The organism is Deinococcus pimensis DSM 21231 (assembly GCF_000519345.1).
In the GTDB taxonomy this organism is placed as follows: domain Bacteria; phylum Deinococcota; class Deinococci; order Deinococcales; family Deinococcaceae; genus Deinococcus_A; species Deinococcus_A pimensis.
Genome location: NZ_KI912671.1, coordinates 356350 through 370099 on the forward strand (window position 1 = coordinate 356350; position 13750 = coordinate 370099).

A 13750-nucleotide genomic window follows, 5' to 3' on the forward strand; every position below is an offset into this window, starting at 1 on the left:
CCGTCGAGTCCCCGCCGCCCAGGTCGTGCGCGGCGCCCCGCGGGAGCGAAGGCGTGCCAACGTACCTGCGGACGCGCACGCCGGGCGTGACGCTCACGGCGCGGGAGCGCGCGCTCGCGGGCGTTGGCCGCTGCGCCGTCAGGGTGACCATGACCTGGCACAACGCGGACACCCCGGACCGACGGGAGCTGCTGCGGATGAACTAGGACCTCGCCACGTGGCGCACCACCCTCAAGCTCGCGGGCGCGAGGGAGGTGTGGCGGGGCTTCCGCGACACGACCCTGAGCGTGTCGGGCGTGAGCTTCGAGGGCCGGTCATACGTGGTGGAGGAGCTGCTCCTGGGCCTCGACGCGACCGTCACGGTGGTGCTGGTGAAGTGACCCGAGGAGCCGCCCGCCTCCCTCACCGCTGCCCGGGCTCGAAGCGCCTGAGGTAGTCCGCGAGGGGCTCCAGGCCGACCGCCCGGCGTCGCGCGTCCACGTTCGCGGGATCGCGGAGCATTCGGGGGGTGGCCTTACCCGCTACGTCGTCCACAGTCACCTGCGTGCCGTACACCTGCGGCTCACCCCGCGCGAGCAGCACGCGGTCCGTGAGGTACGCGAGGTTCGTCCGCTCGGCGGGCGTGCTGGCCTGCCGCTCGATGAGCTTGAGGACGCAGAGCTGCAGCGCGGGCGTCGCGTCGGCGTGCTGGGCGAGCAGCCAGGCGTTCTGCGCGAGGTACGCGCCCGCACGGTTGGTGCTGGGCCAGCCGAAGAGGCGCAGGATCGTCTTGAGGTACGCGGTGGACTCCGTGTCGACGACGAGGATGTCCTTCGCGCCGAGCTCGCCCTTGCGGGACGCCTGGTCTTGCCGGACGAGGGCCTCCACGTGGTCCTCCATGCGGACGAGGGTGGCTCGGTCCAGCCAGACGTTGAGCGCGGCGTCGCTGGTGAACTCCCGGCACGCGGCGGGCGTCGTGACGGTCCTCGTGAGGCCCGCGGGGAGCGGCAGCTGCGCCTGGTGCTGGGCGAGGTACTGCGCGAGCGGCGGGAGGCCGAGGGTGGCGCGGCGCGCGTCCACGTGTTCCGGGTCGCGCAGTGGCGCGGGCCGCAGGCGCAGCCCGGAGGTGGAGAAGATCGAGCCGTATTCCTGCGCGCCGGTACGGCCGAACGCGGTGAAGTCCGCGAGCAGCGCGTACCTGCGGGCGTCCTCGGGCGTCTTGAGGGTGGGGCGGGCGAGGGCGAGGACGCAGTCCTGCAGGTCGCGGTCGCGTGCGGTGTTCGCGAGGTCCCACGCGAGTGTGTTGAGCTCCGGTCCGGCGAGGTTCTCGTCGGGCCAGCCGACGGTGCGGACGAGGTCGCGCAGGGCTTTGGCGACGTCGTCCTGGTACTGCTCGTAGCGGTCGCGGACGGTGAGGTCGCCGCGCTCGAAGGCCCGGGAGAACTCGTCGCGGCGGGCGCGGAGCGCGGCGAGGGTGCTCGTGAGGGTCACGCGCTGCGCGTCCGAGAGGGGCGCGGCGGGCACGCCTCCGGGCAGAAGTGCACGGCACGCGGCGGGCGCGGGCATGGTGAGCTTGCTGGGCGGCTGCTGGGCGCGGGCAGTGGTGACGGCGAGCAGGACGAGCGGGGCGAGCAGGGTGGTCGGGCGCACGAAACCTCCGGGTGACGGGAACTTGGGTCGGGTGGGGCGGGGTCATCGTACCCGGCGGGTGGCCGACCCGGGCGCGAGCTTGCGCGCCGAGCCGCTCCGCGAACCTCGACGACGCCCGGGCTCCCTACTCCAGTTCCACCAGCCCGTCGTCCTGAGGCGCCTGCCGCGCTGCCGGAATTTCCGGTCGCTCCCCGCTCGGCCCGCCCGGCACCTCCGACGGCAGGTGCACGTCCGCGGTCTCGAACTCGAACCGGGGCAGCCAGGGCGGCGGAAGCGCCAACGCCTCCCTGCCGCCCGGCAGCAGCCACGGCGCGAGCCGATGCGCCGCGACGGGCGGCAGCTCCGTCAAGACCACGCACCGCTCCACCGGCCAGAGCTGCAGCTCGTCCGCCGTGACGAGCTCACGAGGCCGCACGCCCACCGCCTGCTGCACCCGCCCCTCCATCCCGTCGCTGTTGCGGAGGTCCTCCGCCATGAGCTGCCCGCACTTCTGGGCGACGTACTCCGCCGTGCCCGAATCCTTCGGGCGGTAGAAGACCTTCGTGTGCGTGTTGTCCAGGATCGTCGCCCGGCCCGCCTCTCCGTACGCGCCGTCGAGCTGCGAAATCGACTGCACGTAGATCAGCGCGGTCATTCCACGTCCCGCCACAGTCGACACGAGGTCCGGCAGTTTCGGGATGGCGAGGCGGCCCGCTTCGTCGAACCCGAACAGCAGGGGCAGCGTGACCTCGTCCGGATGCAGGTCGTAGTGCCGGATGAGGGTGTTGATCATCGCGAGCAGCACCGTCCGGAACGCCACGCCCGTGTACTCCAGTTCCGACTCCTGGAACACCAGGTACACCGTCACGCCCTCCCGCACGAGGTCCACCGCGCGGAAATCACTCGCGCTCGTCATCCGCAGGATCCCCTCCGAAAACAGCGGCTGCAGCTTCGTCAGCATGCCCGTCCAGGTGTTGTCGAGGTACTTGTTGCCCGCCACCGAGGACCAGTCGAACCGCGTGGGGTCCTCGCGCAGGAAGTCCACCAGCGCTTCCCGCACCGACGCGTCCTCCACATGCCACAGCTCCCGGCAGAAGCCCTCCAGGCCACGTGCGGTGACGCGACGCACGAACGGCAGCACCGGCTGACTCAGCACCAGCGCCGCCTTGACCGCCGCGAACAGCGCGAACGTCGCGCGCCGCGCGAACGCCGCGTTGCTCCCGTCCGCGTCGGGGTCGAGGATTATCGTGACGACGCTGCGGATCGCCTCGTCCGTGCTGAGTTCCCGGAAGGGATCGAAGCGGTGCCCGTCCCCGGTGGGGTTCAAGACGACCACCCGCTGCCCCATCGCAACCCGATGCCCCGCCGTGAGGCGGTAGAGTTCCCCCTTGATGTCCACCACGACGGCGCTGTGCCGCCACGACAGCAGGTTGCTCGTGAGGTGCAGGCCCTTGCCGGACCGTGAGGGTCCGCACACCAGCACGTGCCCGAGCTCGCGTTGCCCGAACGCGCCGGGGCGGAGGCCGAACACGTTCCCGTACGCGAAGCCCAGCATCACCCCGTCATGAAGTGGGAAGGACACCTTGAGTGGGCTCACTTCACGCTCGGACGCCCAGTGCGCCTCGTACAGCGCCCGGAACCGCACCTCCCGACGCAAGGCGAACGCGTGCCCGAGTGCCGCGAGCACCACCGCCCACAGCATCAGCCACGACGGCCACCCTGAGAGCAGCACGAACACCACGACGTACACCGCCAGCGTGGACGCCAGCATCCGCACCGAGAACACCGCGTAGTCGACGATCACCGCTTCCCCCCGGGCGGCGCCGCCGACCGCTCGGGCACCCGGAACTGCCGCCACGACCGCATCCGTGTCGCGCGCAGCATCGCCGTCTCCGGCCGCCACGCCAACCCCACCAGCAGCAGCGTCGCCCCCCACAGCACCCCGGTCACGTACAGCGCTGTCACCGCGTCACCCGTGTCCGAGCGCCACGTCACGACGTACGCGCGCACGCAGGCTGTGGACCGCACGCACCGCGCGACGTACGTGAACGCGTCGAGGCGACCGCCCTGCCGCTCAGTCTGCACGCGCGCGCGCTCGTACAGCGTCACGGCGCTTCTCGTGAAGGACTGCGCGCCCAGCAGCAGCGCCGCCATCAGCAGCGCCCCACCGACGAACTGCGTCACTCTCGGTCTCTGGTCGATGTTGACTCTCGTCGTCACGCTGTCCCTCCCCTATCCGCCGAGTTCCACGTGCGGCGCGCGGGGACGGGCCTCTTCGCGCTCCCTCGCGCGGTCCAACTCCCGGGTCACGCCGCGCTGCCGGTCCACCTCGTCATCCCCGAGCGCGCGCAGGGCGCGCAGGTCCGCGCGTTCCAGCCGCCCCTCGGTGAAGAACAGCACGTGCGCGTGCGCGTTGGGCGTGTGCGCGCCTTCGCCCGCGTGCGCGAACGCCACGAAGGACGTCACGCCGTGCCGTTCGAGCACTCCGCGCGTCCACGCGCGCACCTCCCGCTCGTCCATGTCATGACCGGGGGACATCACCACCCGGTACGCCAGCCTGCTCGCGGGGTCCCGCGCGTTCTCCTCGATGAAGCGCGTCACGTCTTCCCTGCCGAGCTCGTCGCTGGTCGCGTCGAAACCCGCGCGGTACGAACGCGCGCCGTCCACGTCGGGTCGGGTCGCGTAGTACCGCGCGGCGTCCAGCAACTTCCGCACCGCGCCCGGTGACACCCGACCGCCCTGGCCGCGCAGCGGCGTGAAGCGCGCCTTGATCACCGTCCGCGTCCCACTTCCCGTGCGGGCGCGACCGTGCCCTCGCGCGCTCGCCGCTCGCCGCGCGCCCGCGAGTCGGAGCGACACGTGCTGCAGCACCCGCCCGCGCGCGCCCTCATGTTCGGCGCGGCTCATGTTCCCTCCGCCTGGTCGGTGCGTTCACGCGCGCGCATCTCCGCGTCCTGCAGGGCGCGCAGCAACTCCGGCATGTCCTCCACCGGCGATTTCAAACGCCGGACCGCGTCCGCCCAATACCCGTCGGACAGTCGACGTACCTTCTCCCGGTCCATGCCGCTCGCGGTGGACAGCACGTGCGCCGCGAGCCCACGCGCCGTGCCCGCCTCGAGTCCCACCCGCACGAGGAGCCGCGCGAGCCGGTTGAAGCCCACGCTCACCTCCCGCCGGATCACCTCCTCCAGCAGGGGCACCACCACCGACTCACCCCACTCGGACGAGCGCGCCACGACCGCGCGTTCCAGCAGCTCCGACACGACTGACGACACCGACACGCCCCGCGAGCTCGCGAGCCGTTCGATCACGTCCGACACGTCACGCGTGACGTGCCCCGTCACCTTCACCCGCACGACCCACCCCCCACGAGCACGAGCCGACGGACGTGCGCGCACCGGAACGCGAGCAGCACGGCGGGAATCCACCCAACGTCCGCATGCCGCGCGCCCCGGCGGCACGACTGACCGACCCGCGCGCGAGTTGCCTCGTCCCACATGGGAGGGAAGCGCGCGTCGCGCGGGCGCTTATCCTGCCTCCCCTTTTTGGTGTGTTTGTTGGTCATGGTTCGGTGTTGCCTCGTGGTTTGCGTCCGCCGGGGGTGGGTTGGCGTTTGCGTTTGGGTTTTTTGCGGGGGCTGGATTCGGGGGTTTTGAGTTGGCGGTTGGCTTGGGTGAGGGCGGTGAGGTCGTGTTGTCCGCTGTGGAGTTCGTCGAGGGTGATGGCGATGCGTCCGGCGCCGGTGGAGCGGGCGCGTCTGGTTTCCTGTTCGGTGCGGGTGCGGGTGGTGTGGAGCCAGTCGTGGGTGTCGGGGGTGAGGAGGATGGCTTCGTCGTGGCGGGTGGTGTGGCGCGTGGGGTGTCGGGTGCTGCTGGTGGGGAGGGTGAAGCGTTCGGTGAGGATGACGGCGTTGATTCGTCCGGTGTGGATGGCGTGTCGGTAGTGGGTGAGGAAGCGGGTGCGTTGTTCGGTGGGGAGGTTGGTGAGGAGTTCGCTGAGGCGGGTGTAGGGCGGGGGTGTGGGTGTCGTTTGGTCGTCCATACCTCCCCTTTCTACACAATTATTCGACATAGTTGTGTATTGGTGCGCCTCGCGGTCACGTGTTGTTTGCCGTGGCCGACGCGTTCCGTGCCTCTTGCAGCAGGTCGTGATCATGGTCGCGCGACGAGTCGTCCGGGCTGGGCTTGGGTTGGGAGCGTGCCGCATTTCCAGTCGTCTGGGTCCAGCGGGGCGTCACGCTCCTCGGGTCATCCCCGGAACATCACGAGCGAAGTCGCTTTTGGAGGGTGTCCGGGCGGATGCCATCAACCAGCCATGGTGGTGGCGTTTGTGCGGCGCGGCACGTTCGCGCGGTTCGCAGGTCGCGTGCTCGATTGCGCCGCTCGCATGCCGGACGAGATCGGCGAATCACCCGTCGTTCGGACGTGACGCGCCGTCACTCGCCCAACGCTCGGGGTGCGGTTCGTCGTGCGGCCTCGCGGTCACCTGTTCATCATGAGGCGCTCCGTACAGTCCTCCCAACGGCGGCACGTTCCACGTACCCGTGACGCCTCACAGGAGACCTCATGAACGCACGCCGCGCGTACCCCATGCTCACGCTGCTTTCGCTCGCCCTCGCCGGTTGTGGCGCGACGCAGCTCACCCCGCCTCCAGCCTCGACACCTGACACGCTGGTCGAGCCGTCCGCCCGAGCGGTGGTCACGCGGATCGACGTCACACCCGGCGCCTCGATGCTCACGGCGGCCGGGCAGACGACGCCGCTCACGGCGACGCTGTACGATGCGCAGAATCGCCCCGTGAGCGGCACGGTCAAGTGGGTCTCGTCGAACCCCGCGGCGGTGGAGGTGAGCGCGAAGGGCGTCGCGAAAGCCAGGGTCGCGGTGGGGTCGAGTTTGATCACCGCGGAAGTCAACGGGGTGAAGTCCAGGCCGGTGCTGGTCAGCGTGGTGAAGCTCAATGCGAACGCGGTGGTGGTGACGGACGCGCAGATCGTCTCGCAGGCCGCGCTGCTCACGCCGGGACCGAACGGGTCACCGCTCGGCGCACGGGTCTCGGTGACCTTGAGCGGCGTGACGCCGAAGGCTGGGCAGGTGCTGCTGTCGAGCGGCGTCTCCCCCGTGAGCGGTCGTGTGCTGTCGAGCGTGCCGAGCGGAAAGCAGACGGTCGTGACGCTCGAGACGGTCGAACTCGCCGATCTGTATCAGGACCTGAGCGTGTCCCAGCGCGTGCAGCTCAGCGCGGCGAACGTGGTGCCGCTCACGGGCGCGCAGGCCCCCGAGCGGGTGGAACGTCACGCGGACGGCAGCCTGACCGTCAGTTATCGACTCCCCAAGGAGGAGGTGCTCGCCACGCGTTCGGGGATGCGGAGCCTCAGCGACGGGGACGGCCTGCCGGGTCCGTTCGTGGAGAAGAAGTTCAAGGTCGGGATCTTCGATTGTTCGACCACGTTGGACGTGCTGCTTTCCGGGGATCTGATCAGCCTCAAGATCGAGTCGAAGCTCGATGTGGACGTGCAGGCGAGCGTCCAGAACGCCTCGCTTCAGTCGCTGTCGATGCGGGCGCTCGGTGACGTCTCCGGTACCGTCACCGGTGGGCTCGACCTCGACCTGGGCGCGCAGGGCGAGTTGAAGTGCTCGGCGGTGTTCGCGCGGGTGCCGGTGCCCGTGACGGGACCGCTCGCGTCGTTCGTCGCGCCGACCGTGCCGATTGGTCTGCGGTTCGTGCTGGACGGGAAGCTCAAGCTCGGCAAGGTGCAGTTCGCGATGGAGGGCAAGGTCAGCGGGAAGGTGAATGCGGGCTTCGGGTACGACCGTGCGACCGGCGAGGTGACGTCCGTGCGTGACGTGAACGCGTCGACCAGCTGGACACCCAAGTTGAAACTGCCTTCCACACCCGAGGATTTCCGGATGGAGAGTGGACTGGCGGTGCAGGTCCTGTCGGGTTTCGACGTTACCGCGTTTCCGTGGCTTGGTCCGACGGCGCCTTCGTTCAAGGCGCTGGAGGTGACGTACGGACCGAAGTTGGAGTCGAATCTCGCGCCGATCTTCGCGCAGGCGACGACCAACGACTACGCGTCGAGCTACGCCCTCAAGATGATCGGAGGGGTCGGGCCGGGCGAGACGCTGCAGGAGCTGTTCGGGGTGCTGAGCTCCCGCAATCAGATCAAGCTGTTCAACTTCGCGCCGCTGGTGGAGTACACCCTGAGCCGTTCGCCCAATGGCGCCATGAGCGGCGAGAGCGCCCTGAAGGTCGGTCAGCAGGGCACGGTGCACGTGGAGCTCACGCAGGAGAACGTGAATTTCCTGCCGGGTGTGTACAACGTGGCAGAGGTGCAGCTGTACCGTGAACGGAAGGGCCTCCTGGAGTTCGCGGGACGGCAGACGGCGCTCGACGGGCAGACGCGCTTCGACTTCCCGTGGACGCCCGCGGCGGCGGACGCCGGGCAGACGGTCGTGTTCCGCGCGTTCGTCGTGTCGCGCGCCACGCCGTTCGCGCTGGAACTGGATGACGACGCGAAGTACGGTGTGGCCGTCACCACCGATCAAACGCCGCCTCCGCCGCCGCCCGTGGAGCCCGAGCCGCCGGTGGAACCTTCGGGCCAGTGGGTGGGGTCGACGCGGTACGAATGGACCGGGAACGAGTCCAGGGGTCCGTACGACGGCATCGTGAGTTCCACGACGACGTCTCAGGGTGCCGTGACGTGCACGCTCGGGGAAGTGGACGCGGCCGGCGCGCAGACCGCGAACTGGACGTACGTGATGGACGAGCGGGTCGAGTCGGTCGACACGAACGATTACCGTACGATCGTGACGCGCACCGCGAACCTCGCGGGGACGAGCGCCTTTCCGCCCGACCCGTATGGAAATCCTGACGACTACGTGCTGGAGGTGCGCAAGGTCTACGGTCCCAACGGGGTGCTGTACAGCCTCGGCACCAACACCTACCCGGTGAATGCCGGGTCGGCGTGTACCCTGTGGGCGGCGGATGACGAGAATCCGGACCCGTCGCTGGTGCAGGGCCACCGCGTCACACACGAGCCGAACCCGAGCTGGACGCAGTTGTACGAGGTGAACGTCACCTTGAAGTGACGAGGTCATCCCGGCGGTGGGTGCTCGCGGCGCGCGGGCACCCGCGCTTTGATGACGTCCGTGTTCGTTTGGTTCAAGCTTTGGTGGTCGGGGCGGCGTTCACGGGGGAGTGAGAGGCGGCGCCGAGATCGCGGATGTTGAAGCCGGTCCGTGCGCGGGCGGCGCGGTTGAGGTGGTGCATGAGGAGCGCGCCGGGGCTGCGGATCTGCTGTCCCTGGTGCTGCCAGCGTTGGATCTTCTGGACGCACTGCCGCACGACGGGCACGCCGAGATGCACGAGGGCCTTGTAGTACCCCACGGCGGCCACGGCGTGGTGCTCGGTGTCGTGATGCACCGCGATCTGCGTGGCGAGCTCCCAGAGGTGGGGGTCGTGCGTCCTGAGGCGCTCCACGCATCCGTGGAGCGTGTCCGTCGTCCTGACCTGCCCACCTTCGCGTTTCGAGGCGAGCGCGGCGCTGTCGAGCCACGTCCGCACCGTGCCGTCCGTGACCCATGCGTGCCGCATGGCCGCCGTGAGTTGTCCACAGTTCCTGCCCTGTTCCTGTTGTTCTCGGGTAGTTGAGGGTCTTAGTTCAGTCCGTTCATCCTGAGAGGTGTCGTCCGGCACGACGAGGACGCCTCCGGTGTCGATGGGTTCGCGGTAGTACTCGTCCTCGAGCCGGACGGGCAGGGCGGGTTCGTAGAGGGCGACGGTGAAGAGGGTGGCGCCGTTGCGTCTGGCGAGGGTGTGGCGTTCCTGGTACTGCACCTTTTGGGTGCGGACGAAGAGGTGCGCGAGCGGGTGGTGCAGGGCGCGGTAGAAGGTGGAGACGCTCATGCCGCACTCGCGGGCGAAGCAGTGGCGGGCGCCGCCGACGGTGAGGACGACCTGTTCGCGCGCCTCGATGGGACGTCCGTGGTGGTCGACGCGGAGGTAGCAGTGCTGCCGGAGCGCCTCGACGATGCGGATGAAGTTGCGGCCCTCGGCGCTCGTGAGACGGCCTCCCTTGAGGCTGGCGCTGCTGGTGGCGGTGAGGAGGCCGGTCCATTCGCGGCTGACCTTGCGGCTGAGGCGGGTGAGGGTCTGGTCCTCGTGGTGTCGGAAGACGTGGGGTGCCCTGAGTCTTGGGGGAGTGTAGCCGCGACTCACGGGTTGCGCGCGGACGCCCTGGCGGTACAGGCCGAGGGTCCTGAGGGCGTCCACGCGGGAGAGTGGGCGGTCGACGTCCGGGTCGTGCGTCGTGGTCGCTTGTGGGCGCGTGCCGTGTCGGTTCGTGATGGAGCCGCGCTGTTGGGCGTCGTGTCGGGCCTTGTCGTTGATGTAGCGCAGCGCGGCGGTGAGTTCCTCGGGGCTGCAGGTGGGGGTGGCGCCGCCGCGGAGGGTGTCGGCGATCTGCTGGACGCGGGGTGAGGGGTGGGAGGGGCGTGGGGGCGCGCTGCCTGTGATGTGCGTTTCTCGAATCACGGGTTCCTCTTGCGATGGGGAGGACGTCCCGGTAGACTGGGAGCACCTTTTTGTGCGGTTTCAGTCCACCGAGTCAGGAACTCTCGCCGGCCAGCGGGAGTTCTTCGGTTGTTGAGTTGTGGTGTGCTCTGGGTCGGCCCTCCTCGATTACGCGAGATTTCTGAATACTTATATCACCGAGAGAAGGGTTTGGCACTGTGCTCGACCGCTCCTGAATAGTCTCCCGCCACTTCTTCCGGTAGATCAGACGTCGGTCTTTGGGGAAGACGGGGGCAGAGCGAAGGAGGCCGCGCGGAGCCGCCTCGAGCGGATTCCGAGCGCCGCTCCCCCCGGGGGAGGGTTGGGGTGGAGGGACGGGGCGAGCGGCGCTCTTCCGCGCGTGGGGTCCCTACCCACGTCCCCGGTGTTGGTTCCGGGGGCCGAGGTGGGCGGCGGGCGCGACGGGCGTCAAGGAGAGGCGGGCGGCCTGATGGCGGCCCGCCCCTCCTCACGTCAGGGGTACGTGGGTGTGCGCTCGTGCTCGTGTGTGTCGGCGTGCTGGTGTCTGGTCGCTTCCAGCAGGCGCAGGCCGTACCGCAGGGCGTCCCATTTGACGCGCGCGTGCTCCAGTTGCAACCGAGCGGCGCGGGTGACGCGGGCGGCCGCTTCGAGCGACTCGTGTTCCTGCGTGAGGTGCTGTCTGAGCCAGGCGCGGCGCTCTCGCTCGTTGGTGCCTTCCACGCGACCGGAGAGGAGCAGTTCGGTTTCCTTTCGTTCGAGTCGCGCGCGGGCGTCGAGTTCGGCCTCGGTGGCTTCAAACAGGGCGGTGAGGGCGGTCGTGAGGGCCTGGGCGGCGTGCCGGAAACGGACGGGCGTGAGGGTCGCCATGATCTTCCTTTCGGGGGGCGGCGGGGGTGAGTTCCCGCCGCCTTTTTTCGTGCTACTCGCGGAAGTCGACGATCAGGAGTTCGTCGGGGTTTGTTTCGAGGCGTTCGAGGAACGCGAGGGCGCATTTGCGTTCGTCCTCAATGCGCCCGTGCTCGGCTTCGTTGCGTGGGACGAGGACGATCGGGCCGCAGAGCGGTCGGTAGCGGGTGAGGTTCATACCGATGATGCGGCTGCCGATGACGTTGTCCGGGAGGCGGTGCAGGCCGTCCTCGCCTATGACGACGTCGTGCCGGTCGAGCCTGTGAAAGGCCGGGCTGAGGTATTCGATGGGGCCGCCGACGGCGAGTTGCAGGGCGCGCAGGCGCGCGTTCGTCTCGACGGGCAGTTGTTTGCTTTCGATGCTGCCGTTAGGATGCAGGATCACGAAGGACCGCATGAGTTCCTCCCCGGGGAGAGGCGAGGCTCGCCTCTCCCCTCTTCTGTCTGCTCAGGCGTACCAGGAGCGCTGGTGGGGCTTGGCGATGACGTGCGCTTCGTAGTTCTCGGCGATGCGTCGTCCGGTCTCGCCGAGGGTGCAGTCGGGGAGGAAGCCGATGAGGGCGTCGTAGCAGTCGATCATCAGCGCGCGCCACTGGTCGTACGTGAGGCGGTACGTGTTGGACTGGCCGTCTTTGACGGTGGTGATGGTGAGGTCGGGGTTGAGGATGACCGTCTGGCCTTTGGGGCCGTGGTGGAAGATGACGCCGGGTCGGGGGTTGCCGCTGGGGGTGCTGGTGCTAGGCTGGTCCATGTCCTTCTCCTACTGGGGTTGGATTTGCCTCGGGAGCCCATCTGCCAGGATCTGCTCCCGAGGTGTTTTTATTGTACGCGTCCAGCACGGTGTTTTGGTGAGCATGCGGTGTGTTACCCGCCGTGAAGTACACTACGGACATGCCCAGGAACAAACCCACCAAGGAACGCCCTGCCCAGCAGCGCGGCCTCCGACCCAATCCCCACAAGCTCGGCGTCCGCCTCCTCGAAGAAGGCGAGGACACCCGCGTCTACCGGGTGCGCGGCCCCCACGACCTCCTCGACTGGTTCAGCACGTTCAACTCCGAGGAACGCGGCGAATTCCTCCAGAGGGCTCGAGCGGCCCTGCAGGAGCAGGAAACCCGAAAGAAGAAGTAACCTCCCCCCGGCCGTTCAGCGTCGTTCGATTTCCGGTCCTCAACCCCCACCCTGACACGCTGCTCTGCCAAGTTCTCAGGGCGGCGGAGGGACTCGCCCGGCGCCCTTTCCGGGCGAGGTCCGACGGCGCCAGGTGCACCTACGAGTCCGGGAGTCGACTCGCCAGCCCCACTGGCCTGTCACGTGACGGACCCCGCCGTGCTCTCCCACACCGAGCGCCGCGCGCGAGCGTGTGCCGCGCCAGCGGCAGCACGGACCCACGTTGCCGCCGGCCACGTTTCGTCTCTTCCCTGCCCCACCCGCCTTTCCGCGTGCACGCCCCCTGCGGGTGGGGGCCGTGAACGACCGCACGCCACGCCCACCACCCACCCTTCGTGCTGCCCGGCACCACCCTTCACTCGCGGGCGTTCACGTGGGGGCGGGGCCCCGCCCCCAGGGGTAGGTCGGCGCACGCGCCGACCGCAGGGGCAGACTTGCCCCACTTCGCCTGACGTCCTCGTCCTGGACGCCCACTTCCTCCATGCGCCCTTGTGCTGGCGCCTGCTGATCGTGCACGATCAGCAGGAGATGTCAGCTGGCATGTGAGGGAGGATGGACGGCGACTTCGACCGCGCTCGTTTCAAGCGGGCCTTCAGCCTGCCCCTCCCCGACACGTGGCCCGGCGCCGTCGCCGTCGCGCCCCCCATGCCCTACTCCATCGTCCGCCTTCCCCGGGGCGGCCGCGTGGCGAGCATCCTCGCCCGTTGGGGCCTCGTACCCGTCCTGCACCGCGGCCTGCTGCGTCAGTTCAAGGCCAGCACCTTCAACGCCCGCAGCGAAGACGTCCGTGACCGCCCGACCTTCGCCCTCGCGTACCGGGAAGCGCGGCGCTGCCTCGTCCTCGTCAACGGCTTCTACGAATGGAGCTACGAGAAGGGCGAGGGCGTCCCGCACCGCGCCACCCGCGCCGACGGACGCCCGCTCGTGTTGGATGGCTTGTGGGAGACATGGACCGGCGAGTTCGGCCCGATGGAGACCTTCACCCTGCTCACCCGCGGGGCGACAGGCAGCCTGGCGACCCTGCACGACCGCCTGCCCGTCGTGCTCGAACGGAACCAGTGTCGAGCGTGGCTGGACCCCCGCACGAGCGAAGGCCACGTCCGCGCGCTCGTGCAGCCCGGCGGGGTCGAGCGACTGACCATGCTCCTCGCGACGGATGTGGAGACCCGTCCTCGTCACAAGCGACGCGGCACGTCACCGGAACCCGAGCGGATCGTGCTGTTCGGCACGTCCGCCGGCGCGAGGCTCGGTGGCGTGCTGCTCACCACGCCCGACGACGCAGCCTGTGATGGAGAGGGGCACGAGGATGGCCAGCGCCCGCTTGGCCCGCACCTCGGGCGGGTACGTGTCGACGAGGCCGAGTCGAGGCCACGCCGCGTGGGTGAAGGCGAGGGTCTTGTCGGCGTGGACGGCGTGGACGACACGTGCCGGGCACGGAGGTGGGCCCGTGCCGTTCGGGGGAGGCGTGGACGGGGGCCTGGTTTGACTTGACGGCCGCGGACGCTGGTGATACCAATGGTTTAACGATAATCCTCCG

At 69.3% G+C, this 13750-nt stretch carries 15 protein-coding genes; 5 read left to right on the plus strand and 10 right to left on the minus strand.

The genetic code is table 11. The features are described from left to right. Positions 1–53 precede the first annotated feature (53 nt). Positions 54–206: a hypothetical protein gene (locus tag DEIPI_RS38250; RefSeq protein ID WP_157463871.1), complete on the plus strand. Its 153-nt coding sequence runs from the start codon at positions 54–56 to the stop codon at positions 204–206. Between the two features lie 48 nt (positions 207–254). Further along, positions 255–380, plus strand: coding sequence for a hypothetical protein (locus DEIPI_RS41965; RefSeq protein WP_281173254.1), 126 nt, complete (start codon positions 255–257; stop codon positions 378–380). Between the two features lie 22 nt (positions 381–402). Here the strand turns inward: DEIPI_RS41965 and DEIPI_RS35960 are convergent, their stop codons facing one another. From DEIPI_RS35960 to DEIPI_RS0121510, 6 genes are all read right to left on the minus strand, one after another. Further along, a complete protein-coding gene (locus DEIPI_RS35960; protein WP_052351907.1) occupies positions 403–1629 on the minus strand; it encodes a DUF6624 domain-containing protein in 1227 nt (408 codons plus the stop codon). A gap of 124 nt (positions 1630–1753) precedes the next feature. After that, entirely contained in the window at positions 1754–3412 is a 1659-nt protein-coding gene (locus tag DEIPI_RS0121490) for a type IV secretory system conjugative DNA transfer family protein (RefSeq protein ID WP_027483128.1), read from the minus strand. Then, positions 3409–3828, minus strand: coding sequence for a hypothetical protein (locus DEIPI_RS0121495; RefSeq protein WP_157463872.1), 420 nt, complete (start codon positions 3826–3828; stop codon positions 3409–3411). The genes DEIPI_RS0121490 and DEIPI_RS0121495 overlap by 4 nt, the downstream gene beginning before the upstream one ends. 12 nt (positions 3829–3840) lie before the next feature. After that, complete coding sequence (locus DEIPI_RS0121500; RefSeq protein ID WP_027483130.1) at positions 3841–4515, minus strand: hypothetical protein; 675 nt, start codon at positions 4513–4515, stop codon at positions 3841–3843. After that, positions 4512–4964 (minus strand): hypothetical protein, encoded by a 453-nt coding sequence (locus tag DEIPI_RS0121505; RefSeq protein WP_027483131.1) that lies wholly within the window; start codon positions 4962–4964, stop codon positions 4512–4514. The genes DEIPI_RS0121500 and DEIPI_RS0121505 overlap by 4 nt, the downstream gene beginning before the upstream one ends. Positions 4965–5169: 205 nt before the next feature. After that, entirely contained in the window at positions 5170–5649 is a 480-nt protein-coding gene (locus DEIPI_RS0121510; protein ID WP_027483132.1) for a hypothetical protein, read from the minus strand. A 524-nt stretch (positions 5650–6173) separates the two neighbouring features. Between DEIPI_RS0121510 and DEIPI_RS0121515 the strand changes: the two genes are divergently transcribed. Further along, positions 6174–8696: an Ig-like domain-containing protein gene (locus tag DEIPI_RS0121515; RefSeq protein ID WP_027483133.1), complete on the plus strand. Its 2523-nt coding sequence runs from the start codon at positions 6174–6176 to the stop codon at positions 8694–8696. 73 nt (positions 8697–8769) lie between these two features. Here the strand turns inward: DEIPI_RS0121515 and DEIPI_RS0121520 are convergent, their stop codons facing one another. The 4 genes from DEIPI_RS0121520 to DEIPI_RS0121535 form a co-directional block, all read right to left on the minus strand. Next, the gene (locus tag DEIPI_RS0121520; RefSeq protein ID WP_027483134.1) at positions 8770–10140 is read right to left on the minus strand and encodes a hypothetical protein; all 1371 of its coding nucleotides are present in this window, start codon (positions 10138–10140) and stop codon (positions 8770–8772) included. Between the two features lie 492 nt (positions 10141–10632). Beyond that, a complete protein-coding gene (locus DEIPI_RS0121525) occupies positions 10633–11007 on the minus strand; it encodes a hypothetical protein (RefSeq protein WP_027483135.1) in 375 nt (124 codons plus the stop codon). A gap of 52 nt (positions 11008–11059) precedes the next feature. Then, entirely contained in the window at positions 11060–11443 is a 384-nt protein-coding gene (locus tag DEIPI_RS0121530; protein WP_027483136.1) for a DUF3846 domain-containing protein, read from the minus strand. Between the two features lie 51 nt (positions 11444–11494). Continuing rightward, the gene (locus DEIPI_RS0121535; protein WP_027483137.1) at positions 11495–11797 is read right to left on the minus strand and encodes a hypothetical protein; all 303 of its coding nucleotides are present in this window, start codon (positions 11795–11797) and stop codon (positions 11495–11497) included. Positions 11798–11937: 140 nt separating this feature from the next. Between DEIPI_RS0121535 and DEIPI_RS35965 the strand changes: the two genes are divergently transcribed. Continuing rightward, positions 11938–12174, plus strand: a complete 237-nt coding sequence (locus DEIPI_RS35965; RefSeq protein WP_027483138.1) for a hypothetical protein — start codon at positions 11938–11940, stop codon at positions 12172–12174. A gap of 591 nt (positions 12175–12765) precedes the next feature. Then, complete coding sequence (locus tag DEIPI_RS35970) at positions 12766–13704, plus strand: SOS response-associated peptidase (protein WP_052351908.1); 939 nt, start codon at positions 12766–12768, stop codon at positions 13702–13704. Positions 13705–13750: the final 46 nt, after the last annotated feature.